This is a genomic window from Pseudomonas sp. COR18 (genome assembly GCF_048568395.1).
In the GTDB taxonomy this organism is placed as follows: Bacteria; Pseudomonadota; Gammaproteobacteria; order Pseudomonadales; family Pseudomonadaceae; genus Aquipseudomonas; species Aquipseudomonas fuscovaginae_B.
This window is the reverse complement of sequence record NZ_CP183808.1, coordinates 359,643-382,314: the sequence shown is the minus strand read 5'-3', so window position 1 is coordinate 382,314 and position 22,672 is coordinate 359,643. Positions and strand designations below refer to the sequence as shown.

18 protein-coding genes and 3 tRNA genes are annotated in these 22,672 nt (G+C 64.9%); 16 read left to right on the top strand and 5 right to left on the bottom strand.

All coding sequences use genetic code 11. The features are described 5' to 3' along the window. Nucleotides 1–162: 162 nt before the first annotated feature. From ACM62G_RS01715 to ACM62G_RS01655, 13 genes are all read left to right on the top strand, one after another. Nucleotides 163–2,784: a FimV/HubP family polar landmark protein gene (locus ACM62G_RS01715; protein ID WP_419736589.1), complete on the top strand. Its 2,622-nt coding sequence runs from the start codon at nt 163–165 to the stop codon at nt 2,782–2,784. Between the two features lie 138 nt (nt 2,785–2,922). Further along, nucleotides 2,923–3,747: a tRNA pseudouridine(38-40) synthase TruA gene (truA, locus tag ACM62G_RS01710; RefSeq protein ID WP_054058349.1), complete on the top strand. Its 825-nt coding sequence runs from the start codon at nt 2,923–2,925 to the stop codon at nt 3,745–3,747. A 63-nt stretch (nt 3,748–3,810) separates the two neighbouring features. Beyond that, the gene (locus tag ACM62G_RS01705; protein WP_054058350.1) at nt 3,811–4,431 is read left to right on the top strand and encodes a phosphoribosylanthranilate isomerase; all 621 of its coding nucleotides are present in this window, start codon (nt 3,811–3,813) and stop codon (nt 4,429–4,431) included. Nucleotides 4,432–4,537: 106 nt separating this feature from the next. Then, entirely contained in the window at nt 4,538–5,458 is a 921-nt protein-coding gene (gene accD, locus ACM62G_RS01700; RefSeq protein WP_054058351.1) for an acetyl-CoA carboxylase, carboxyltransferase subunit beta, read from the top strand. Then, entirely contained in the window at nt 5,455–6,762 is a 1,308-nt protein-coding gene (gene folC / locus ACM62G_RS01695) for a bifunctional tetrahydrofolate synthase/dihydrofolate synthase (RefSeq protein ID WP_273820515.1), read from the top strand. The genes accD and folC overlap by 4 nt, the downstream gene beginning before the upstream one ends. Next, nucleotides 6,746–7,459 (top strand): SPOR domain-containing protein, encoded by a 714-nt coding sequence (locus ACM62G_RS01690; protein ID WP_416772604.1) that lies wholly within the window; start codon nt 6,746–6,748, stop codon nt 7,457–7,459. Before folC ends, ACM62G_RS01690 begins: the two co-directional genes overlap by 17 nt. 94 nt (nt 7,460–7,553) lie before the next feature. Continuing rightward, entirely contained in the window at nt 7,554–8,111 is a 558-nt protein-coding gene (locus ACM62G_RS01685; protein ID WP_054058661.1) for a CvpA family protein, read from the top strand. A 41-nt stretch (nt 8,112–8,152) separates the two neighbouring features. Next, a complete protein-coding gene (purF, locus tag ACM62G_RS01680; RefSeq protein WP_017904424.1) occupies nt 8,153–9,658 on the top strand; it encodes an amidophosphoribosyltransferase in 1,506 nt (501 codons plus the stop codon). 203 nt (nt 9,659–9,861) lie between these two features. Further along, on the top strand, nt 9,862–11,073 hold the full coding sequence (locus tag ACM62G_RS01675) for an O-succinylhomoserine sulfhydrylase (RefSeq protein WP_054063821.1): 1,212 nt from the start codon (nt 9,862–9,864) through the stop codon (nt 11,071–11,073). Between the two features lie 17 nt (nt 11,074–11,090). Continuing rightward, nucleotides 11,091–11,849, top strand: coding sequence for an SDR family oxidoreductase (locus tag ACM62G_RS01670; protein ID WP_419737590.1), 759 nt, complete (start codon nt 11,091–11,093; stop codon nt 11,847–11,849). A 136-nt stretch (nt 11,850–11,985) separates the two neighbouring features. Beyond that, nucleotides 11,986–12,061 (top strand) — tRNA-Val (locus tag ACM62G_RS01665). A 72-nt stretch (nt 12,062–12,133) separates the two neighbouring features. Continuing rightward, a tRNA-Asp gene (locus tag ACM62G_RS01660) sits at nt 12,134–12,210 on the top strand. Between the two features lie 117 nt (nt 12,211–12,327). Further along, nucleotides 12,328–12,404: transfer RNA gene (locus ACM62G_RS01655), tRNA-Asp, on the top strand. Between the two features lie 94 nt (nt 12,405–12,498). On the opposite strand, the gene ACM62G_RS01650 is transcribed toward ACM62G_RS01655, so the two are convergent. Continuing rightward, the gene (locus ACM62G_RS01650) at nt 12,499–13,692 is read right to left on the bottom strand and encodes an MFS transporter (RefSeq protein WP_419736588.1); all 1,194 of its coding nucleotides are present in this window, start codon (nt 13,690–13,692) and stop codon (nt 12,499–12,501) included. Nucleotides 13,693–13,816: 124 nt separating this feature from the next. Between ACM62G_RS01650 and ACM62G_RS01645 the strand changes: the two genes are divergently transcribed. Both ACM62G_RS01645 and ACM62G_RS01640 read left to right on the top strand, forming a co-directional pair. Continuing rightward, a complete protein-coding gene (locus ACM62G_RS01645; RefSeq protein WP_273820673.1) occupies nt 13,817–14,716 on the top strand; it encodes a LysR family transcriptional regulator in 900 nt (299 codons plus the stop codon). A gap of 84 nt (nt 14,717–14,800) precedes the next feature. After that, nucleotides 14,801–15,709, top strand: a complete 909-nt coding sequence (locus ACM62G_RS01640; RefSeq protein WP_273820522.1) for a DUF2242 domain-containing protein — start codon at nt 14,801–14,803, stop codon at nt 15,707–15,709. Nucleotides 15,710–15,718: 9 nt separating this feature from the next. On the opposite strand, the gene aceE is transcribed toward ACM62G_RS01640, so the two are convergent. Then, entirely contained in the window at nt 15,719–18,397 is a 2,679-nt protein-coding gene (gene aceE / locus ACM62G_RS01635) for a pyruvate dehydrogenase (acetyl-transferring), homodimeric type (RefSeq protein ID WP_416772609.1), read from the bottom strand. Between the two features lie 175 nt (nt 18,398–18,572). On the opposite strand from aceE, the gene ACM62G_RS01630 reads away from it, so the two are divergent. Then, nucleotides 18,573–19,043: a MarR family winged helix-turn-helix transcriptional regulator gene (locus tag ACM62G_RS01630; protein ID WP_054061442.1), complete on the top strand. Its 471-nt coding sequence runs from the start codon at nt 18,573–18,575 to the stop codon at nt 19,041–19,043. A gap of 63 nt (nt 19,044–19,106) precedes the next feature. Here the strand turns inward: ACM62G_RS01630 and ACM62G_RS01625 are convergent, their stop codons facing one another. The 3 genes from ACM62G_RS01625 to ACM62G_RS01615 form a co-directional block, all read right to left on the bottom strand. After that, nucleotides 19,107–20,144, bottom strand: coding sequence for a transketolase-like TK C-terminal-containing protein (locus ACM62G_RS01625; RefSeq protein ID WP_419736587.1), 1,038 nt, complete (start codon nt 20,142–20,144; stop codon nt 19,107–19,109). A 350-nt stretch (nt 20,145–20,494) separates the two neighbouring features. Further along, the gene (locus ACM62G_RS01620; RefSeq protein WP_419736586.1) at nt 20,495–21,535 is read right to left on the bottom strand and encodes an AraC family transcriptional regulator; all 1,041 of its coding nucleotides are present in this window, start codon (nt 21,533–21,535) and stop codon (nt 20,495–20,497) included. Next, the gene (locus ACM62G_RS01615) at nt 21,532–22,671 is read right to left on the bottom strand and encodes a nitrilase-related carbon-nitrogen hydrolase (RefSeq protein WP_054061328.1); all 1,140 of its coding nucleotides are present in this window, start codon (nt 22,669–22,671) and stop codon (nt 21,532–21,534) included. Before ACM62G_RS01615 ends, ACM62G_RS01620 begins: the two co-directional genes overlap by 4 nt. Nucleotide 22,672: the final 1 nt, after the last annotated feature.

Sequence of the window (22,672 nt, the reverse complement as noted above, 5' to 3'; positions counted from 1 at the left end):
GCTCAGGTTGGTTGCTGAAGGTGAGCTGCCCCACGGGCACTTGCAGGGGCATCGGCGACAACAGGGTGATGCGCTCGTATTTCCACGGCCGCACACCATGCCGCAAGGCAGCTACACCACCTTCTCGCTGGCCGAGGAACGCACAAACAAAGGAAGAGGCTGATGGTTCAAGTTCGCAAACTGGTGTTAGCAATAGCGGCCGCTTCGGCGCTGTCTTCCGGTATGGCGCATGCCCTCGGGCTTGGGGAGATGACCCTCAAGTCGACCCTGAACCAGCCGCTGCTGGTGGAAATCGAATTGCAGGATGTCGGTGGCCTCAGCGCCTCCGATATCGTGCCCAGCCTGGCTTCTCCCCAGGCGTTCAGCGATGCCGGCGTCAACCGCCAGGATTTCCTGAATGACCTGACCTTCACGCCCGTCGTCAATCCCAACGGTCGCAGCGTGGTTCGAGTGACCTCCAGCAAGCCGCTGTCCGAGGCCTACGTACGCTTCCTGGTCCAGGTGCAGTGGCCCCAGGGCCGGCTGATGCGTGACTACAGCGTGTTGCTCGATCCATCCAGATACGCACCGGCAGGCGAGGCCGCCAAGCCGGCTGTCGCGCCGAACGCGCCGGTCACCGCACCGACCCGGGCCAAGCAGTACACCACCGGGGCCAAGGATACCCTCTGGGAAATCGCTGCCAGGGAGCGTAATGGCGCTTCCGTGCAGCAGACCATGCTGGCGATCCAGGCGTTGAATCCGGGGGCCTTCGTCGATGGCAACATCAACCGGCTCAAGACCGGCCAGGTGCTGCGTCTGCCGGATACCGTACAAAGCACTGCGCTGCCGCAGTCCAAGGCGATCGCCGAGGTGGCCGCGCAGAACGCCGCCTGGCGCCAGGGGCGTCGTGCCGGCCATGCCGCTGGCAAGCAGCAGCTCGACGCCACCCGGCACAAGGGTGGGGAGGGCGCGCCTGTCGCGGGCGAGCGCAAGGACAAGCTGAGCCTGGTTTCCGCCGAGAACGGCAAGAAGGGCGGCAAGGGTGCGGCCGGCGATAGCAAGGCCCTGAGCAACAAGCTGGCGGTGACCCAGGAGAGCCTCGACGCGACCCGTCGCGACAACGCCGAACTGAAAAGCCGTATGGAAGACCTGCAGAGCCAGCTGGACAAGCTGCAGCGCCTCATCGATCTGAAGAACGACCAGTTGGCCAAGCTGCAGGCCGAAGGGGCGGCCGCCGCTGCCGCTCCGGCACCTGCGCCGACCCAGCCGGCGGTCTCGGCCGAACTGGTGGCCAAGCCTGAGCCCGCTCCGGTCGTAGCCACCCCTGCACCGGCTCCCGCCGAGGCGGCCAAGCCGGTCGAGCCAGCGGTCCAGCCGGCACCGAGCGAGGAGCGCAAGCTCGACGACCTGCTGTCCAGCCCGATCCTGATGGGACTGATTGCCGGTTCCGTGGTGCTGGTGGCGCTGCTGCTCCTGCTGTTGCTGGTTCGTCGTCGAAAGGCCCAGCAGGAAGCCGAGAAGCATCAGCGCATGGCCAAGGCGTTGTCGGAAGAGACCGATTTCGCGGCCGACCTGGACATGCCGGAAAGCAGCTTCGAGGGCCTGGAGGTACCCGCGCCCAATGTAAAGTTGGCGCCGGCCCCGGCGCCGGCTCCCGTCGCTGAACGTCCGACCGATGTCCTGGGTCAGGCTGAGCTGCACATCGAACGCGGTCATCTGAACCAGGCCGCCGATCTGCTGGAGGAGGCGGTCAAGTTCGAGCCGCAGCGCAGCGATCTGCGCCTGAAGCTGATGGAAGTCTACGGTCGCCAGGGTGACCGCGATGCCTTCGTGCGCCAGGAGCGGCAACTGCCGGCCAATGGCGATAACCAGGCTCGGGTCGAACAGCTCAAGAGCCGTTTCCCTGCCATGGTGGCCGTGGCCGCCGCTGCTGCGGCAGGCCTGGGTGCAGCCGCTGCCGCCGCCGAACTGGACGAGCAGTTCGTCCAGGAACTGCTGCAGGATGACGAGCCGGCCCCGGTCGCTGCGCCGGAGCCTGTGGTTGCCGCGGCGCCCGAGCCGGTTGTGGATGAATTCGACAACGACTTCGACCTCAGCCTGGATGACCTGGAGGCCGTCTCTCCGTCGGTGGCGCCAGTCGCCGCTCCGACTGTCGAGGAAAGCCTGGATGACCTGCAGCTCGACGACGATCTGAGCTTCGAGTCGGTACTGGCGCAGCAGACCGAAGCCAAGGATGATCTGAGCGGTCTGGACGATCTCTCCGACTTCGACCTGGATCTGGGCGGTGACGAACCGGTGGCTGCGGCCCAGGCCGATGACGACTTCCTGCTCGGGCTGGCCGATGATCCCAAGGCACCGGAGGGTGAGGTGCCGACCCTCGACGCGCTGGATGATCTGGGGCTGCCGGCGGACTTCGATCTTTCGCTGGCCGATGACCTGGCGACTGACGACCTGGCGGCGGATGATCTGCTGGCTGACGAGTTGTTGGCCGACACCGGGCCGAACGCTTTCACCGACGAGCTCGACGATGTCAACGCCGAGCTGGATCGCCTGTCCCAGAGCCTGGAGCAGCCGCCGCTGGCGACGCCGAGCTTTACCGAGCAGGACGCCGCCCTGGGGGATGATGAGCCGGAGTTCGATTTCCTGGCCGGAACCGACGAGGCGGCGACCAAGCTCGATCTGGCCCAGGCCTACATCGACATGGATGACAAGGATGGCGCCCGCGATATTCTGGCCGAGGTCATCAGCGAAGGCAGCGATGCGCAGAAGAGCGAAGCCAGGGAGATGCTCAAGCGCCTGGCTTGAGTCGATCCGATAGCGGTAAAAACAGCGGCAGCCCACGGGCTGCCGTTGTCGTTATGGGCGCGCGCCTTATAATGCACGCCTTTGCGTTAATCATCAGGCTGCAAGTTCTTGGCAAATATAGATAACCCGGCTGCCGAAATGGCGGCCGAAGGCTTTTTCCGCATCGCCCTGGGCGTGGAATACAAAGGCTCGCGCTACCGTGGCTGGCAGCGCCAGGCCTCGGGCGTGCTGTCGGTCCAGGAAACCCTGGAGGATGCGCTGTCGAAGGTGGCGGACTCGCCGGTCTCGCTGATGTGCGCCGGGCGCACCGACGCCGGTGTGCATGCGTGCGGGCAGGTGGTGCATTTCGATACCCGCGCCGAGCGTTCGATGAAGGCCTGGACCATGGGCGCCAATATCAATCTGCCCCATGACATCAGTGTCACCTGGGCCAAGGTCATGCCGGCGCATTTCCATGCCCGCTTCAAGGCCATCGCCCGGCGCTACCGCTACGTGATCTACAACGACCAGATCCGTCCGGCGCACCTCAACGAGGAAATCACCTGGAACCATCGGCCGCTGGATGAGCAGCGCATGGCCGAGGCCGCACGCTACCTGGTCGGTACCCACGATTTCAGCGCCTTCCGCGCCGGGCAATGCCAGGCCAAGTCGCCGATCAAGGAAGTGCACCACCTGCGGGTCACCCGGCACGGCAAGATGATCGTCATCGACATCCGTGCCGGCGCCTTCCTGCACCACATGGTGCGCAATATCGCCGGTGTGCTGATGACCATCGGTGCCGGTGAGCGCCCGGTCGAATGGGCGCGCGAGGTGCTGGAGAGTCGCATCCGTCGTACGGGTGGGGTGACGGCGCATCCGTTCGGGTTGTACCTGGTGCAGGTGGAGTACCGCGACGAGTTCGAGTTGCCCGAGCGTTATATCGGGCCACACTTCCTCACCGGTTTCTCGGAGCTTGCCGGCTGACGCCTGGAAAAGCATTTGCTACCATCCGGGCCTTTATCCGGAAAACCTTGGGGTTCTGACGACATGTCCGCCGTTCGCAGCAAAATTTGCGGAATCACCCGCATTGAAGATGCGTTGGCCGCGGTCGAGGCCGGAGCCGATGCCATCGGTTTCGTGTTCTATGCCAAGAGCCCGCGGGCGGTGACGTTCCAGCAGGCGCGGGCCATCATTGCCGCACTGCCGCCGTTCGTCACCACCGTGGGCCTGTTCGTCAACGCCAGTCGTTGCGAGCTGGGCGAGATTCTCGATGCGGTGCCGCTGGACCTGTTGCAGTTCCATGGCGATGAGACCGGCGCGCAGTGCGAGGGCTTCAACCGGCCGTACATCAAGGCGCTGCGGGTCAAGGCCGGTGACGACATCGCCGCGGCCTGCCGGGCCTATCCCGGTGCCAGCGGCATCCTGCTCGACACCTATGTCGAAGGCGTGCCGGGTGGAACCGGCGAGGCCTTCGACTGGTCTCTGGTGCCGCAGGGCCTGAGCAAGCCGATCATCCTGGCCGGTGGCCTGACTGCGGACAACGTGGCGCAGGCCATTGCCCAGGTCAAGCCGTATGCCGTGGATACCAGCGGCGGGGTCGAGCAGAGCAAGGGCATCAAGGACCCCGCGAAGATCAAGGCATTCATCCAGGCGGTGCGCGCCAGTTGATTGCCGATGTGACGGGCGGCAATCTGCCGCCGTCCATGCTTACCGCCACAGAAAACAGGCGGGCCCGGTTGTCCGACGGGCCGAAAACGAATTGGAGAAAGAAAGCATGAGCAACTGGTTAGTAGACAAACTGATCCCTTCGATCATGCGTTCCGAGGTGAAGAAGAGCTCGGTGCCCGAGGGCCTGTGGCACAAGTGCCCGTCGTGCGACGCGGTGCTCTATCGTCCGGAGCTGGAAAAGACCCTGGACGTCTGCCCCAAGTGCAACCACCACATGCGTATTGGCGCCCGCGCCCGCATCGATATCTTCCTGGACGCCGAAGGCCGCGTCGAGCTGGGGGCTGACCTGGAGCCGGTCGACCGCCTGAAGTTCCGCGATGGCAAGAAGTACAAGGACCGCCTGAGCGCGGCACAGAAGCAGACCGGCGAAAAAGACGCCCTGGTCTCGATGAGCGGTACCCTGCTGGGCATGCCGATCGTGGTATCGGCGTTCGAATTCTCGTTCATGGGTGGCTCCATGGGCGCCATCGTCGGCGAGCGCTTCGTTCGTGCGGCCAACTACGCCCTGGAAAAACGTTGCCCGATGGTCTGCTTCTCGGCTTCCGGCGGTGCGCGGATGCAGGAAGCGCTGATCTCGCTGATGCAGATGGCCAAGACCTCGGCCGTGCTGGCACGCCTGCGCGAAGAAGGCCTGCCGTTCATCTCCGTGCTGACCGACCCGGTCTACGGTGGGGTTTCCGCCAGCCTGGCGATGCTCGGCGACGTGATCGTCGGTGAGCCTAAGGCGCTGATCGGTTTCGCCGGCCCGCGCGTGATCGAGCAGACCGTACGGGAAAAACTGCCGGAAGGCTTCCAGCGTAGCGAGTTCCTGCTGGAACACGGTGCCATCGACATGATCATCCCACGCCAGGAGCTGCGTCCGCGCCTGGGTAGCCTGCTGGCGCAGATGATGGGCCTGCCGACGCCTGTGTACGTGGCGGCACCTGTCGAGCCTGTCGTTGTTCCACCGGCACCGGCAAAAGTATGACCGAACGTACCCTGGGTGACTGGCTCGCCTACCTGGAGCAACTGCATCCATCGGCCATCGACATGGGGTTGGAGCGCTCGCAAGAGGTAGCGAACCGCATGGGGCTGGGCAAGCCGGCGCCCCGGGTAGTGACCGTTACGGGCACCAACGGCAAGGGCTCGACCTGCGCCTTCGTCGCCTCGCTGCTGATGGCGCAAGGTCTCAAGGTCGGCGTCTACAGTTCGCCACACCTGCTGCGCTACAACGAGCGCGTGCAGATCAACGGTGTCGAGGCCAGCGATGCCCAGCTGTGCGAGGCCTTCGTCGCGCTGGAAGCCGGCCGTGGCGATACCTCGCTGACCTACTTCGAGATGGGCACCCTGGCGGCGTTCTGGCTGTTCGAGCGTGAACAGCTGGATGCCGTGGTGCTGGAAGTCGGTCTTGGCGGGCGCCTGGATACGGTCAATGTGGTTGACGCCGACTTCGCCCTGGTGACCAGTATCGGCGTCGATCATGCCGAGTACCTGGGCAACACCCGCGAGTCGGTGGCCTACGAGAAGGCCGGGATCTTCCGTGCGGGCCGGCCGGCGCTGTGCGGTGACCTGAATCCGCCCCAGCCGCTGCTGGACAAGGCGCGTGAGCTGAACAGCCCGCTGTTGCTGCGCGGCCGCGATTTCGACCTCGCGTCCACCGACCGTCATTGGCAGTGGCGCGGTGTCGACGGCCAGGGCCTGCCGCTCGAACTGCACGACCTGCCGTTGCTGGACCTGCCGATGGAGAATGCCGCATTGGCACTCCAGGCCTATGCGCTGATGGGGTTGCCCTGGCAGCCCGAGCGCATCGTTGCCGCCCTGCAGGCGACGCGGATCGTGGGTCGACTGGACCGGCGGACCGTCAAGTGGCAGGGTAGGCAGGTCAGGCTGATGCTGGATGTCGGGCATAACCCGCATGCCGCCGAGTACCTGGCCCAGCGTCTGGCACGCCAGCCGCTGGCCGGACGACGCCTGGCGGTGTTCGGCCTGCTGGCGGACAAGGATCTCGACGGCGTGGTGGCGCAGTTGGATGGCCATGTGCAGCATTGGGCGGTCACGCCGCTGCAGTCGCCGCGCAGCCGCCCGGCCGCGGACCTGCAGGTTGCCTTGCAGGCCCGCGGCGCGGCGGTGACGGTGTATGAAAGCGTGGCCACGGCGCTGGAAGGGCAGTGTGCCCAGGCCACGGTCGATGATGAGATTCTGTTGTTCGGATCGTTCTTTTGCGTAGCCGAGGCGCTGGAATGGCTGGCCCGGCGCGCCACGGAGGAAGCTGCAGATGGCATTGCTGGATAGGGCGTACAAGCAGCGGATGGTCGGCGCGCTGGTATTGGTGGCGCTGGCGGTGATCTTTCTGCCGATGCTGTTTTCCCGTCAGGATGAACAGCGCCAGGTGCGTGTCGACCCGCCAGCGGCGCCACAGGCCCCCGTGGTGCCCCAGGTGCATGTCGAGCCGGTGGCCGTGCCGGAGCCGCAAAACCTGCCCCAGGACCCCTTGCCGCCAGAGGATGATGAGGTAGTGGCTGCTCCGGCAGCGCCTGCGGCCAAGCCGGCCACTGCGACGCCGGTCGCTCCAGTTGTCCCTGCGACCAAGCCGGGGGCTCCGGTTGCGGCGACCAAGCCGGCGACCCCGGCGTCCGTGCCTGCTTCGGCGGCCAAGCCCGCCGCGGTGCCCGCGCAGACGCCGGCCCAGGTGGTGGCGCAGGCTCCGGCGAAGCTCGATACCACGCAGAATCGCGTCGACCCCAACGGTCTGCCGATCAGTTGGTCGGTACAACTGGCCAGCCTGTCGAGCCGGGAAGGTGCCGAGAGCCTGCAGAAGAGCTTGCGCAGCCAGGGCTACAACGCCTATATCCGTTCCGCCGATGGCAAGAACCGGGTCTTCGTCGGTCCCCTGATCGAGCGTGCGGAGGCTGATCGCCTGCGCGACCTGCTCGGTCGCCAGCAGAACCTGAAGGGTTTTGTCGTTCGTTTCCAACCCGAGCGCGGTTAAGCGCCGGGTTGTACGAAATCCACCGAACAACTGCCTTACCAGCAAGGCGGCGCTCTGCTAAAATGCGCCGCCTTATCCGTCTGTAGGCTGCACTGTGCCATTTACCTGGGTTGACTGGGCGATTATCGCGGTAATCGTCGTTTCTGCTTTGATCAGCTTGAGTCGCGGCTTCGTCAAGGAAGCCTTGTCCTTGCTCACCTGGATCATCGCCGGTGTGGTCGCCTGGATGTTCGGTGGCTCGCTGTCCGTGTACCTCACCGACTACATCCAGACACCTTCGGCTCGCGTGATCGCGGGCTGTGCAATCATGTTCGTCGCGACCCTGCTGGTCGGCGCCATGATCAATTACCTTATCGGCGAGTTGATTCGCGTCACCGGCCTGTCCGGGACCGATCGCTTTCTCGGCATGGCCTTCGGCGCCGCGCGTGGCGCGCTGCTGGTGGTCGTCGCGGTCGGGCTGCTCAGCCTCGGGCCGGTACAGCAGGATCCGTGGTGGCAGGAGTCCCGGCTCGTGCCACAATTTTTAATGGTTGCAGATTGGTCAAAGAACCTCATATTGGGGTGGAGCAGTCAGTGGCTGGCCAGCGGAATCAGCGTACCCGCTGATATTCCGTTCAAGGAGCATCTCTTGCCGGGCAAACCCGCCCAGTAAGAGTCGTTCAGTTCAGATTCATTAAGTAGGGGTTGCGTCGCATGTGTGGCATCGTCGGTATCGTCGGTAAGTCGAACGTCAATCAGGCGCTGTATGACGCGCTAACCGTGCTCCAGCACCGCGGCCAGGACGCTGCCGGTATCGTGACCAGCCATGACGGCCGGTTATTCCTGCGCAAGGACAACGGACTGGTCCGTGACGTATTCCAGCAGCGCCATATGCAGCGCCTGGTGGGCCACATGGGCATCGGCCATGTGCGCTACCCGACTGCCGGCAGCTCGACTTCGGCTGAGGCCCAGCCGTTCTACGTCAACTCGCCTTACGGCATCACCCTGGCGCACAACGGCAACCTGACCAACGTCGAACAGTTGGCCAAGGAGATCTACGAGTCCGACCTGCGTCACGTCAACACCAACTCCGACTCGGAAGTGCTGCTCAACGTGTTCGCCCACGAGCTGGCCCTGCGCGGCAAGCTGCAGCCGACCGAGGAAGACGTGTTCGCCGCAGTGACCGACGTGCACAACCGTTGCGTCGGCGGCTACGCGGTGGTGGCGATGATCACCGGCTACGGTATCGTCGGCTTCCGCGACCCCCATGGCATTCGTCCGATCGTGTTCGGCCAGCGTCACACCGATGAAGGCGTCGAGTACATGATCGCCTCCGAGAGCGTGTCCCTGGACGTGCTCGGCTTCACCCTCATCCGTGACCTGGCTCCGGGCGAAGCGGTCTACATCACCGAAGACGGCAAGTTGCACACCCGTCAGTGCGCGACCAACCCGAGCCTGACCCCGTGCATCTTCGAACACGTCTACCTGGCGCGTCCGGACTCGATCATCGACGGTGTGTCGGTGTACAAGGCGCGCCTGCGCATGGGCGAGAAGCTGGCCGAGAAGATCCTGCGCGAGCGTCCCGACCATGGCATCGACGTGGTCATCCCGATTCCGGACACCAGCCGTACCGCGGCCCTGGAGCTGGCGAACCACCTGGGCGTGAAGTTCCGCGAAGGTTTCGTGAAGAACCGTTATATCGGCCGGACCTTCATCATGCCGGGCCAGGCGGCGCGCAAGAAATCCGTACGGCAGAAGCTCAACGCCATCGAGCTGGAATTCCGCGGCAAGAATGTGATGCTGGTGGATGACTCCATCGTTCGCGGCACCACCTGCAAGCAGATCATCCAGATGGCCCGTGAAGCCGGGGCGAAGAACGTCTACTTCTGCTCGGCGGCCCCGGCCGTGCGTTACCCCAACGTCTACGGCATCGACATGCCGAGTGCCCACGAACTGATCGCCCACAACCGTACCACCCAGGACGTTGCCGACCTCATCGGTGCCGACTGGCTGGTCTATCAGGACCTGCCGGACCTGATCGAAGCCGTGGGCGGTGGCAAGATCAAGATCGAACAGTTCGACTGCGCGGTATTCGACGGCAAGTACGTCACCGGCGATATCGACGAGCACTACCTGAACCGGATCGAGCAGGCGCGCAACGACGCGGCCAAGGCCAAGACCCAGGCGGTCAGCGCGATTATCGATCTGTACAACAACTGATTGGAACCCGGCCCCGTGGCGCGGCGTCTGGTATGCCGCGTTCCTTGAGCAGGCCGCGATCCCTGTAGGAGCGCGGCTTGCCCGCGAAGCTTTTGGCGGCCTTGGGCGGCCTCTTTGCGGGCAAGCCCTGCTCCTACAGTCATATGCGTCTCTCCAGGGGCCGGTTCCGTATCTTCCAAAGATTGAGAGCAAGGAGTGGCAGCATGAGTCAGGAATGGGATGCCGGTCGGCTGGACAGCGATCTCGACGGCGTAGCCTTCGACACCCTGGCCGTCCGTGCCGGTCAACACCGCACCCCGGAAGGCGAGCACAGCGATCCGCTGTTCTTCACCTCCAGCTACGTTTTCCGCACCGCCGCCGACGCGGCCGCGCGCTTTGCCGGCGATGTGCCGGGTAACGTCTATTCGCGCTACACCAACCCGACCGTACGTGCCTTCGAAGAGCGCATTGCCGCGCTGGAAGGTGCCGAGCAGGCCGTGGCGACCTCGACCGGCATGTCGGCGATCATGGCCGTGGTCATGAGTCTGTGCAGCGCCGGCGACCATGTGCTGGTATCGCGCAGCGTGTTCGGTTCCACCATCAGCCTGTTCGAGAAGTACTTCAAGCGCTTTGGCGTGGAGGTCGACTACGTGCCGCTGGCGGAACTGTCCGGCTGGGAGGCGGCGATCAGGCCCAACACCAGGCTGCTGTTCGTCGAATCGCCGTCGAACCCGCTGGCCGAGCTGGTGGACATCGCCGCCCTGGCGGAAATCGCCCACGCCAAGGGCGCGCTGCTGGTGGTCGACAACTGCTTCTGCACGCCAGCGGTACAGCAGCCGCTGAAGCTGGGTGCGGACGTGGTGGTGCATTCGGCGACCAAATACATCGACGGCCAGGGCCGTTGCATGGGGGGCGTGGTCTGCGGTCGCAACGAGCAGATGAAGGAAGTCGTCGGCTTCCTGCGCACCGCTGGCCCGAGCCTCAGTCCGTTCAACGCCTGGATCTTCCTCAAGAGCCTGGAAACCCTCAACCTGCGCATGCGTGCCCACTGTGCCAATGCCCTGGCCCTGGCCGAATGGCTGGAGCAGCAGGATGGCATCGAGAAAGTCCATTACGCCGGCCTCAAGAGCCATCCGCAGCACGAACTGGCCCAGCGCCAGCAGCGTGGTTTCGGCGGGGTGGTGAGCTTCGAGGTCAAGGGTGGCAAGGAGGGCGCCTGGCGCTTCATCGACGCCACCCGGATGATCTCGATCACCGCCAACCTGGGTGACAGCAAGACCACCATCACCCACCCGAGCACCACTTCCCACGGCCGTCTGTCGCCGCAGGAGCGAGAAGCGGCGGGGATCCGCGACAGCCTGATCCGCGTTGCGGTCGGCCTGGAAGACGTGGCTGACCTGCAGGCCGACCTGGCGCGCGGCCTGGCTGCACTGTGATCGAGTTGGGTTTCGAGGTGGGCGTTGGCAACAACGGCCGCGTCGCGCTGGTGACCGGCGCGGCGCGGGGCATCGGCCTGGGCATCGCGGCCTGGCTGATCAGCGAGGGCTGGCAGGTGGTGCTGGCGGACGTGGATCCGGTGCGCGGTGGCAAGGTGGCCGAGGTATTTGGCGAGAACGCCTGCTTCATCGCCATGGACGTCTCCGACGAGGCGCAAGTGGCCCGGGGCGTGGCCGAGGTGCTCGGGCGCTTCGGCCGGCTCGATGCGCTGGTGTGCAACGCGGCGATTGCCGATCCGCACAACATTACCCTCGAAAGCCTCGACCTGGCGCACTGGAATCGGGTGCTGGCGGTCAACCTCAGCGGGCCGATGCTGCTGGCCAAGCATTGTGCGCCGTATCTGCGCGCCCATTGCGGGGCCATCGTCAACATCGCCTCGACCCGGGCCACGCAGTCGGAGCCGGATACCGAGGCGTATGCGGCGAGCAAGGGTGGCCTGCTGGCATTGACCCATGCGCTGGCGATGAGCCTCGGGCCGGAGATCCGGGTGAACGTGGTCAGCCCGGGCTGGATCGATGCTCGTGACCCGGCGCAGCGTCGGGCCGAGCCGTTGAGCGAGAGCGACCATGCCCAGCACCCGGTGGGCCGGGTCGGCACGGTCGAGGATGTGGCGGCAATGGTGGCATGGCTGTTGTCCAAGGGCGCGGGTTTTGTCACCGGCCAGGAATTCGTGGTCGATGGCGGCATGAGCCGGAAGATGATTTACGCCGAGTAGGGCGCTGCAGCCCGCTTGGCATGAGGTTTTCGTGGTACCGGAACTGACATGAATGTGTCTTTTTCAGAAAAACTTCAAGCAGGCTATTGACTTAGGTTCTCTACCTGCGTAAATTTCGCGGCCTCGACGAAGCAAAGGGTGATTAGCTCAGCCGGGAGAGCATCTGCCTTACAAGCAGAGGGTCGGCGGTTCGATCCCGTCATCACCCACCACTTCTCGAGTCTTTCGCAAGAAAGCATCTCGCAAGAGAATCGGAAGTTCTGTGAAGAACCTCCAACCGACGCGCAGCGGTAGTTCAGTCGGTTAGAATACCGGCCTGTCACGCCGGGGGTCGCGGGTTCGAGTCCCGTCCGCTGCGCCATATTTTGTACAGATCGATTGTTTGGTAAGCAAACGAACGATCTGCGACAGGGAAGGTACCGAAGCTTTCCTTGTCACGGGTTTGAAAGTTTCAAACGGACGCAAGTCCGAGCGATACGCAGCGGTAGTTCAGTCGGTTAGAATACCGGCCTGTCACGCCGGGGGTCGCGGGTTCGAGTCCCGTCCGCTGCGCCATACAAGGCTTCGAGGCCCTTGAACTCCTCGAAGCGAAAGAAGAAGCCCCGATTTATCGGGGCTTTTTTTTGCCTGCGAGAACGCCTTCGACGCTTCAGCCACTGGCGGGGAAGCCACTGTGCCGGGCCTGGGCGGTCGTCAGTAACGCCACGGCCAGCAAGCCGGCCACTATCCACGGCAGGGCCTGCACGCCCAGTCCATTGAGCGCCAACGCGCCACTCATGGCGCCACCGGCAATTGCCAGGTTCCACACCGTGACCAGCATCGATTGCGCGATGTCGGCGGCTTCTGCGGCTGTTTTCGCCAGGGCGGTCTGCAGCAGCGCCGGCAAGCCACCGAAGGACAACCCCCAGACCGCGACAGCGACATGAATCGGGATGGCCGAGGCATTCCATAATCCCAGTGCCACGGCCGAGCCGCCGAACAGCATGCAACTGATCAGCGTCAGTTGCCGCAGCCAGCGATCGATCAGCAGGCCGGTCCCCCAGATGCCGAACAGGGCGGCGAGGCCGAATACCAGCAGCACCTGGTCAACCCGTTCGACCAGACCAGCCGGTGCCAGGAACGGCGCGATGTAGGTGTACAGGATGTTGTGCCCCAGCACGTAGAGGAAGGTCACCAGCAACACCGCCTGCACGCCGGGCAGGCTGGCCACCTTCAGCAGCGGCAGGCGTCGGTTGGCGCTCTGCCCGGCGAAGTCCGGCACCTGCCAGCGGACCCAGCCGATCAGCAGCAGGGTCATCGCGCTCATGATCGCGAAGCTCAGGCGCCAGCCGAAGCTGTTGCCAAGGAAGGTGCCGAGGGGAATGCCCAGGGACAGGGCCAAGGGCGCTCCGAGCATGGCGATGGCGATTGCCCGGCCTTGCAGGTGGCTGGCCACCATGCGGCTGGCATAACCGGCCAGCAATGCCCACAGCAGCCCGGCAAACACTCCGGCCAGCCACCGGGCGAGCAGCGTCAGCCAGTAGTGGCTCGACACCGCGGTGACCGCATTGACCAGCGCAAAGCCGGTGACAGCGCCGAGCAACAGCGGCCGACGCCGCCAACCCTGGGTCAGCAGGGTCAGGGGAATGGCGGCGAGCAGCGAGCCGAGGGCGTAGGCGGTGATCAATTGTCCGACCAGCGCCTGGCTGGCGCCCAGGTCAGTGCTCATCTGCGGCAGCAGTCCGGCCGGCAGCGCCTCGGTGAGGATGGTGATGAAACCGGCCGCGGCCAGGGCCAGCAGCCCGGAAAGCGGCAGGCGGTCGGTTTCTGCCGAAGAGGTGGCGCTACAGCGCTGTGTGTTCATGGGAGTCCTTGTCGGTGATGGGCGAGACAAGGCTGCGAGGTTAGAGAGCGGCGCCAGGGAGAAAAACAGGCTAGAGTTCCAAACTTATCGGACGTTGATGTCCGTAATCCTGGAGAGCCAGACGATGGATAGCCTGGGCAGTATTTCGGTGTTCGTGCAGGTTGCCGACACCCGCAGTTTCACCGAGGCGGGCCGGGTGCTCGGGGTGTCCTCCTCGGCGGTGGGCAAAAGCATTGCCCGTCTTGAAGCCCGGCTCGGTGTGCGGCTGTTTCACCGCAGTACCCGCAGTATCACGCTCACTGCCGAGGGCGCACTGTTCCTGGAACGCAGCCGGCGGATCCTGGCCGAGGCCGAGGCCGCCGAGCAGGAACTGATCGACACCACCCGCGAGCCCCATGGCAAGCTGCGCATCAGCCTGCCGCAGTCGCGCGGGCTGGTGATGCCGGTGCTGGTGGCATTCATGCGGCGTTACCCGCAGATCGAGCTGGAAGTCGACCTGTCCGATCGCATGGTGGACGTGATCGAGGAGGGCTTCGATGCCGTGGTGCGCACCGGCCAGCCCCAGGACTCGCGATTGATGTCCCGCGCCCTGGGGCGCTACCAACTGACACTGGTGGGGGCGCCCGACTATTTTCGCCAGCACGGCACGCCACGGGTGCCGGCCGACCTGGCCGGGCATGCCAGCCTGCGGCACAAGTTCTGCGCCACCGGCAAGCTGGAACCCTGGCCGCTGCGCCTGGCTCCGGGCGAGGCGGAGCCGGCGATGAAGACGCTGATGATCTCCTCGCCGATCGAGGTGCTGGGTTACGTGGCCCAGCAAGGATTAGGGATCGCCTGCCTGCCGGACTACATGATCCACGAGGCGGTGGCCGAGGGACGATTGGTGCGGGTGCTCGACGATTACCTGGAGCACAGCGGAACTTTCTGGATGCTCTGGCCGTCAAGTCGTCATGCCTCTGCAAAACTGCGGGTACTGATCGACCACCTGAGCGAAGGTCTTTTTCCTGAAAAATCGCTGTCGTAAGGTATTTAAGACACTAAAAGCGCGCGCTCTGGAATGGCGATCTGATGCACAATACGCCCCGGACCGTTTTACTCAGGATTATCAATGTCGACATCATTCCACTTGCGTACCCTGGCATTGGCCCTGGTGCTGGTGGGCGCCGCAGGTTGCTCCTCGCCCAAGACCGCCGTTTATGAACATGAGAATTTCGACGATTCCGGAACCTTCTCGCGCAACTACTCGGTGAACGAGAAGGCCTCCTGCGAGGCGGCCCGACGCGCCTTGCTCAGCCAGGGCTATATCATCACCAGCACCGACCCCAAGCTGATCACCGGCAACAAGAGTTTCCAGCAGACCGGCGATACCCACCTGCAGATCAGTTTCAGCATCGTCTGTGCGGCCGATGGCAGCAGTGGCAAGCGTTCGACGGTGTTCGCCAATGCCCTGCAGGACCGTTACGCGCTGAAGAAGCTCAACAACTCGGCGAGCCTGGGTGTGGGCGTGCTGGGTTCGGTGTCGATGCCGATCGGCTCGACGGATGATTCGATGGTCAAGGTGGCCAGTGAGACGGTGTCCTCGGCGACTTTCTATGACCGCTTCTTCAACCTGGTGGAGCTGTTCCTGCCGCCCGAGGTGAAGAAGGAGCAGCACACCGACGAGAAACCCAAGGCCGATCTCGGCGTGCCGGAGAGTGCCGCGGCGACCCGGCCTGAAGCGGCGCCGGAACCGGCCAAGGCGGCCGAGCCGGCCCATGCGGCACCGGCTCAAGCGGCACCGGCTCATGCAGAACCTGCCCATGTAGAGCCAAGCCCCGCCGCGCCTGCCTTGACCGCTCCAGCCGTTCCAGAGCAGATCAAGCCGCTGCCGGAAGCCGCGCCTGCCACACCGGCAGCCCCAGCCGAATCTGCACCGGCCAATGAAAAACCGGCCCAGCCGGCAACGACGCCGCCGGCCACCGAGTCCGCTCCGGCCACCACGCCGGCCACCACCGAGCCGGCTGCGCCGGCCCAGTGAGGCGTCGCTTCAGATCGCCGCGGGATCGGGTTTGTCGACCTCGATTCCGTAGCGGCTGATAGCCTGCGCCACGCTGCTGCGCGGAACCTGCCCGTCATCGGCCAGGGCCTTGAGCGCAGCGAGAACGATGAAGTGGCGATCCACCTCGAAGAACTGCCGCAGGGCCTCGCGGGTATCCGACTGGCCGAAACCGTCGGTGCCCAGGGCGACGAAACGTCGGTCGTTGACGAACGGCCGAATCTGGTCGGCGAAGATCTTCATGTAGTCCGTCGCCACCACCAGCGGCCCCTCGTGCCCGCCCAGGCAGCTTTCCACGTAGCTGCTGCGCGGTTCCTCCTGCGGGTGCAGCAGGTTCCAGCGTTCCACCGCATGCCCTTCGCGTCGTAGCTCGGTCAGGCTGGTGGCGCTCCATACATCGCAGGTCACGCCGAAATCGCTGCGCAGCAACTGGGCCGCGGCGAGCACTTCGCGCAGGATCGAACCGCTGCCCATCAACTGCACGCGGGGCTGCCCGTCGACCGGTTCGGCGCCACGTTCGAGCAGGTAGAGCCCCTTGAGAATGCCGTCCTCGATGCCCTCGGGCATCGCCGGGTGCGGGTAGTTCTCGTTGAGCAGGGTGATGTAGTAGTAGATATCTTCCTGCTCGACGTACATGCGCCGCATGCCTTCGCGGATGATCACCGCCAGCTCGAAGGCGAAGGTCGGGTCATAGGAGACGCAGCAGGGAATCGTCGCGGACAGCACGTGGCTGTGGCCGTCGTCGTGCTGCAGGCCTTCGCCCATCAGCGTGGTGCGGCCCGAGGTGGCGCCGAGCAGGAAACCGCGCGCCCGGGCATCACCGGCGGCCCAGGCCAGGTCGCCGACCCGCTGGAAACCGAACATCGAGTAGTAGATGTAGAACGGCACGGTCATCAGGCCGTGGTTGCTGTAGGACGTGCTGGCGGCGATCCACGAGGAAATGCCGCCGGACTCGTTGAGGCCTTCCTGGAGAATCTGGCCGTCGCGACTTTCCTTGTAATAGCTCAACTGCCCGGCATCCTGCGGGGTGTAGAGCTGGCCTACGGCCGAGTGGATGCCGATCTGGCGGAACAGGCTTTCCATGCCGAAGGTGCGTGACTCGTCCGGCACGATCGGTACCACCAGCCTGCCGATCTGCCGGTCCTTGAGCAGGGTGCCGAGGATGCGCACGAAGGCCATGGTGGTGGAGATCGCGCGTTCGCCGGTGCCTTTCAACTGCGCCTCGAAACTGTCCAGCGGCGGAATCGGCAGGCTTGCGCACCGCGAACTGCGGGCCGGCAGGTAACCGCCGAGCTGCTGCCGGCGGGCGGCGAAGTAGCGGGCTTCCTCGCTGTCGACCGGCGGCTTGAGGTAGGGGATTTCCTCGGCCAGTTGTTCGTCCGAGACCTCCAGGCCAAAGCGGTCGCGAAAGGCCTTGACCGCGTCCAGGTCCATTTTCTTCAACTGATGGTTGATGTTCTGACCTTCACCGGCTTCACCCATGCCGAAGCCCTTGACCGTCTTGGCGAGGATCACCGTCGGCTGGCCGCTGTGGCGCATCGCGGCGGCGTAGGCGTTGTAGACCTTCTCCGGGTCGTGGCCGCCACGGGAGAGTTTCCAGATATCGTCGTCGCTCAGGTCGGCCACCAGTTCCAGCAGTGCCGGGTACTTGCCGAAGAAGTGTTCGCGCACATAGGCGCCGTCCTGCGACTTGTAGTTCTGGTACTCGCCGTCCACGCATTCCATCATGCGCTGGCGCAGCAGGCCGCTGCGGTCCTTCTCCAGCAGTGCATCCCAGCCGCTGCCCCAGATCACCTTGATCACGTTCCAGCCGGCAGCGCGGTACAGGCTTTCGAATTCCTGGATCACCTTGGCGTTGCCGCGTACCGGGCCATCCAGGCGCTGCAGGTTGCAGTTGACGACGAAAATCAGGTTGTCGAGCTTTTCCCGCCCGGCCAGGGAGATCGCCGCCAGGGATTCCGGCTGGTCCATCTCGCCATCGCCGAGGAAGGCCCAGACCTTGCGCCCCTGGTGCGGCTTGAGGTCGCGATATTCCAGGTAGCGCATGAAACGCGCCTGGTAGGCCGCAGTGATCGGGCCGAGCCCCATGGACACGGTGGGGAACTGCCAGAAGTCCGGCATCAGCCGCGGGTGCGGATAGCTCGACAGGCCGTCGCCACCGACTTCGCGGCGGAAGTTGTCGAGCTGGGCTTCGCTGATCCGGCCTTCGAGGTAGGCACGGCCATAGATGCCTGGCGAAGAGTGGCCCTGGATATAGATCAGGTCGCCGTCGAAGCTGTCGGTGCGGCCACGGAAGAAGTGATCGAAGCCGACGTCGTACAGCACCGCCGCCGAAGCGTAGGTGGCGATATGGCCGCCTACGCCCGAATGCTTGCCGGCGCGCAGCACCATGGCCATCGCGTTCCAGCGGATGTAGGCGTTCAGCCGGCGCTCGATGGCCAGGTTGCCGGGGTAGGGTTTCTGCCGCTCGGGGCTGATGGTGTTGACGTATGGGGTGGTGACCCGACCGTGGAAGTCGCCATGACGGTTGACATCGAAATCCAGCAACTGGTCGATCAGGTAGTGCGCGCGAGGGCGACCCTCGGTGGACAGGACGGACTCGATCGATTCGAGCCACTCGCGGGTTTCCTGTGGGTCGTCGTCGAGAATCAGGGCGTTGGGGTGAGTCATGCCGGGCTCCTGGAGGCTGCCGATGGGCAGCGTGATGGCGGCGCGCAGGTGACGCTCGAACCGGGTGGGTGGTGTCGCGCTGTCGCCGTAAATGATTGCAATTGCAACTACATGTCCGAATTTATCCCGTCATGCGCTACCATTGCAACCTTCCTGATTTCCCCGGAGGGTATTCATGGCTTCCAACGAGCCCGATGTATGGTTTCGCTTTGTCCGGGCTCACCGCACGGTCATCCGTGAGATAGAGCGGCGCCTGGCCGAGGCCGGGCTGCCGCCCTATGCCTGGTACGACGCCCTGTGGGGGCTGGAGAGCGGCCCGGATGGCAGCCGGCGGATGCATGAACTGGCGGATGTCATGGCCATCGAGCGCTACAACCTCACGCGGCTGGTCGACCGGCTGGAGAAGGATGGCCTGGTGCAGCGCTCGCGTTCCGAGGGCGATGGGCGTGGGGCCCTGGCATCGATTACCGAGTCGGGTCGGGTGCTGCGCAAACGCATGTGGGCGATCTACGAGGAGGCGGTGGCCGAGTTGTTTCTGTCGCAACTCGACGATGGTCAGCGCCGTGGCTTTGCCGATGCGCTGGAGCGTACCGCCGAGCTGGCGCGCAGTGCCGGTAGCGCGTCGCGCAAGCGCGGCAAGGCCTGAGAGATCCCGCCGGTCCTTTGACTGCTTCCGGCTCCCACAGTATCGAGTACATGGTCGCGGCCTTCACTCAAGCCTGTAACGCTCGTGCGCCTGCCTGACGACCTGCGCCGGAATCTGACGCTCATCCGCCAGCGCCCCCAGGGCCAGGGCGGTGATCCAGTATCGATCCGGCGCCCCCGGCCCGACCGATCCCGCGCCGAGCCCAACGAAGCGCACGCCGATAGGCCCGGCCAACGGCGCAACCACGGTCTGCGGATAACCGGTCACCGCAATCACCGGAGCCTTGCTGTCTCCCAGGCAGTCCGCCAGGTGCGAGCGCCGCTTCCGGGCGCTCGGGTGCAGGCGGTTCCAGCGCTCGGCACGACTGGCATCGCGAGCCAGGCGGGTATAGCTGGGGCAACTCCAGACCTGTGCCGTCACGCCCCAGTCCTGCTCCAGCAGGCGGGCGGCCGCCAACACTTCTTCAAGTGCGCGACCCGCGCCAAGCAGGCGGATCTGCGCAGAATGCCGTTCGCCCAGGCAATACATGCCGTTGAACGCATCCCGTGCCTGCTCTGGTGTCAGCGCCGACCCCTGTTCGCGATCATGCAATGCCAGGTAGTAGAAACCCGGATCCCCCTCGACATACAGTCGTTGCAGGGCGCCGAGCACGATCGCCCTGGCCTCGGCCGCAGACGCCGGATCGAACGGCTGGCAGCGCGGATTGCCCGCCAGCCACAACGGCAGCGAAGGCTGCGCGCCCTTGGGCCAGCGCGAGGGCAGGGTCTCGATATCGTTGCAGAAGATGCCGCGCTGCCGGGTTTCCTCGGCCACCGCGCAGAGCCCGGCGGAATGCTCCACACTGAGCAGGTACAGCAGGGGCCTTTCAGCGTGCTGGCGGGAAAAGCGGATCGACCAGGCGCTGATCCGGGACGACGGTGTCGCCGTGGGGTGTCGGTGGTTGCGGATCACCCAGGCCCGCTGCGGTGCGGCGAGGTCATGCTCCAGCCGGTCGGCGATCTCCAGCACGCTGGACAGCGGCGAGCCGCCGACCTGGGGCAGGGCCTGCACTGCCTCGATGCAGGCGCGGGCGGTCTCGGTGGTGCTGGGGGGTGCATTCATGGTCGGGGCTGCCTGGAAGAGGGCCTTCTACCCTAAGGCAGTTGTGCATTTGATTGCAAATGCAATCAAATGCACCGTGAATGAAAAATGACTGGAAAAAAACCTGACCCATCTGCTAGTTTTTTCAGGGAGGAGTTCGTCTGGTAAGGGAGCGCTTCATTTTTTCTTCATACGGGCAACTTATGCTGGCCCGGCGGGTCGGTAATACAAGCGCTTTTACCTGCGAATACAAGGAGCTTCACAATGGATGACTATCAAGAAGAACTGCTGGAATTCCACGCTTTCGAGATGGACCCTGTCGAACCGGCAGACGACGCTACCGAGCTGTAAACGGTGGCGTTTTTTTTTGCTCAGGCGGAATGTCGCTGGCTGCGGCGGAACTCGCCGGGCGTCTGGCCGTTCCAGCGCTTGAAGGCACGCTGAAAGGCTTCGGCCGAGGCAAAGCCGAGCAGGTAGGCGATTTCGCCAAAGGCCAGTTCCGTATCGCGGATGTAGGTCATCGCCAGGTCGCGGCGGGTGTCGTTGAGAATCGCGCGAAATTGCGTGCCTTCCTCGGCCAGCTTGCGCCGCAAGGTCCAGGTCGGCAGCTTCAGGCGTGCCGCCACTTCTTCCAGGTCGGGTTCCCGGCCACCATTGAGCAACGGCCCCAGCAACCGGGTGATGCGTTCACGCAGGCTGCGGGTGCGGGTCAATTGCTCCAGTTCCCGTTCGCACAGTTGCAGCAGCTGTCGCCAGGTGCTCGGGCAATGTTCCGGATTGCGCAGGCCGAGGCTGACCTGGTCCAGGCGTAGCTGGTTGATGTCGGCGCCGAACTGCAGCGGGCACTCGCCAAGCAGGTGGTACTCGGCGGCGTAGTCGGGGGCGCCGAATTCAATGTCGATCCGTGCGGCCCGCAAGGGCTGGCCGGCGACGCTGGACAGCTGTTTCAGCCAGCCGGCGATGATCGAGTCGACCACGAAGCGGTTATAGGCGTTGTACGGGCTGATGGAATAGAAACGCAGCCAGGCACCCTCGGCATCCTCGTGGAAACTCGACTGGCCGCGGTAGTTGGAACCGTAGAGCGGTTCGAAACGGGTGAGGGTGCGGGCCGCCTCGCGTACGGTCGGCGCCTGGGCCGCGGTGATGCCGGCCAGGCCGGCCTGGCTCAGGCGGCTCAGGCGACCCATGTGCAGGCCCAGTGCCGGGTTGCCGGTGAGCTGGATGGCGGCGTGACCCAGACGCATGTAGCGCGGGATCGACAGCCGGGCACCGGGCTCGGCCAGGCGGGCCGGGTCCAGGCCATATTGTTCCAGCAACTCGCCGGGGTCGCGGCCCAGCTCGCGCACCGCGTCGGCGAGGCTGTGGACGAAGCCCACCGACAGGTCGCCGAGGCGCATGGCGACCGGCTTCATGGCAACCACAGGTTGATCAGGCGGGCGCCGCGACCGGCAGCGTCGTCCTGGGTGAAGGTCTGTCCGTTATAGCTGATGAAACTCTGCCCCGAGCTGCGCTGGTCCCAGAGCTGCCCACGCAGGAACACACTGATGCCGGCGATGGACTGGCTGGCCGCGGGCCGACCGATCAGGGTCAGGCGGTGCCAGGCCTCGCCCTCGCTGAGTTCACCGGGGCGCAGGCTGATCTCGGGCGGGGTGACGGCACTTCTGAAACCACGCCAGGGCCGGTCCCAGCTACCCTTGCCGGCGACATAGGCCGGTACCGCGATCAGCTTGACCCCCAGGGCGTCGAGCTGGCTGTAGGCGTTCGGGTACCAGCTGTCGCTGCCGATGAGAATGCCCAGGCGGCCGGCCGGGGTGTCGACGACGTTCATCCCCTGGTCGGCGGCGCCCAGCACGTAGCCGCGCTGTTCGAAGGTCGGGTACAGCTGGCGTTGTGGCTGGCCGAGGGGCAGGCCATCGGCGCCGAAGGTCAGGCTGGCGTTGTACAGCGAGCCGCGACCGAATTTCAGCGTGCCCTGCTCGACGAACGGAGTGGGCAGCAGGATGGTGCCGGCCACCAGGGTCACCCCGAATTCCTTCGCCAGGCCGCCGAACAGCGCCTGGTAGTCGCTGGCCATGGCCTTGGCCTTCATGCGCAGCCGGGCATCGTCCGGGCGGCTGCGGCCCTTGGCCTTGAACAGCGTGCCAGTGAATTTCAGCGGGTTGCTGACCATCAGCCAGTTCATGGCTTCCTGCTGGTCGAGGGCCTGGAACAGGTCGTCCTTTTCTCCACGCAGCACCAGCCAGGTACCGACATGCTCGGGCAATACCACCACGGTCCTGGCGTTGAGCAGGCCCAGGCTGCGCGCCTGTTGCAGGTAGGCGGCGAGCTTGCGGTGCAGGCGAGGCAGGCTCTGGTAGTCGCTGGGGAACAGTTCCGGCTGGATGCCCAGCAGGTTGCCATGCTCGCCGGGCACGCCCTGGTTCAGCGTGAGCCGGATCCGCAGGTCGGACAGGTAGTGGCCGCTGCTGCGTTGCCTGGTCCAGAGGCCGTAGCTGGTCAGTGCGGCGATCAGGGCCACGAGAAGGGTACCGACGAAAAATTTGCGCATG

Excerpts from the sequence above, each read along its gene's own strand:
- ACM62G_RS01715 (WP_419736589.1), top strand. The coding sequence starts at position 163 with ATGGTTCAAGTTCGCAAACTGGTGTTAGCAATAGCGGCCGCTTCGGCG.
- truA (WP_054058349.1), top strand. The coding sequence starts at position 2,923 with ATGGCGGCCGAAGGCTTTTTCCGCATCGCCCTGGGCGTGGAATACAAA.
- ACM62G_RS01705 (WP_054058350.1), top strand. The coding sequence starts at position 3,811 with ATGTCCGCCGTTCGCAGCAAAATTTGCGGAATCACCCGCATTGAAGAT.
- accD (WP_054058351.1), top strand. The coding sequence starts at position 4,538 with ATGAGCAACTGGTTAGTAGACAAACTGATCCCTTCGATCATGCGTTCC.
- folC (WP_273820515.1), top strand. The coding sequence starts at position 5,455 with ATGACCGAACGTACCCTGGGTGACTGGCTCGCCTACCTGGAGCAACTG.
- ACM62G_RS01690 (WP_416772604.1), top strand. The coding sequence starts at position 6,746 with ATGGCATTGCTGGATAGGGCGTACAAGCAGCGGATGGTCGGCGCGCTG.
- purF (WP_017904424.1), top strand. The coding sequence starts at position 8,153 with ATGTGTGGCATCGTCGGTATCGTCGGTAAGTCGAACGTCAATCAGGCG.
- ACM62G_RS01675 (WP_054063821.1), top strand. The coding sequence starts at position 9,862 with ATGAGTCAGGAATGGGATGCCGGTCGGCTGGACAGCGATCTCGACGGC.
- ACM62G_RS01650 (WP_419736588.1), bottom strand. The coding sequence starts at position 13,692 with ATGAACACACAGCGCTGTAGCGCCACCTCTTCGGCAGAAACCGACCGC.
- ACM62G_RS01645 (WP_273820673.1), top strand. The coding sequence starts at position 13,817 with ATGGATAGCCTGGGCAGTATTTCGGTGTTCGTGCAGGTTGCCGACACC.
- ACM62G_RS01640 (WP_273820522.1), top strand. The coding sequence starts at position 14,801 with ATGTCGACATCATTCCACTTGCGTACCCTGGCATTGGCCCTGGTGCTG.
- aceE (WP_416772609.1), bottom strand. The coding sequence starts at position 18,397 with ATGACTCACCCCAACGCCCTGATTCTCGACGACGACCCACAGGAAACC.
- ACM62G_RS01630 (WP_054061442.1), top strand. The coding sequence starts at position 18,573 with ATGGCTTCCAACGAGCCCGATGTATGGTTTCGCTTTGTCCGGGCTCAC.
- ACM62G_RS01625 (WP_419736587.1), bottom strand. The coding sequence starts at position 20,144 with ATGAATGCACCCCCCAGCACCACCGAGACCGCCCGCGCCTGCATCGAG.
- ACM62G_RS01620 (WP_419736586.1), bottom strand. The coding sequence starts at position 21,535 with ATGAAGCCGGTCGCCATGCGCCTCGGCGACCTGTCGGTGGGCTTCGTC.
- ACM62G_RS01615 (WP_054061328.1), bottom strand. The coding sequence starts at position 22,671 with ATGCGCAAATTTTTCGTCGGTACCCTTCTCGTGGCCCTGATCGCCGCA.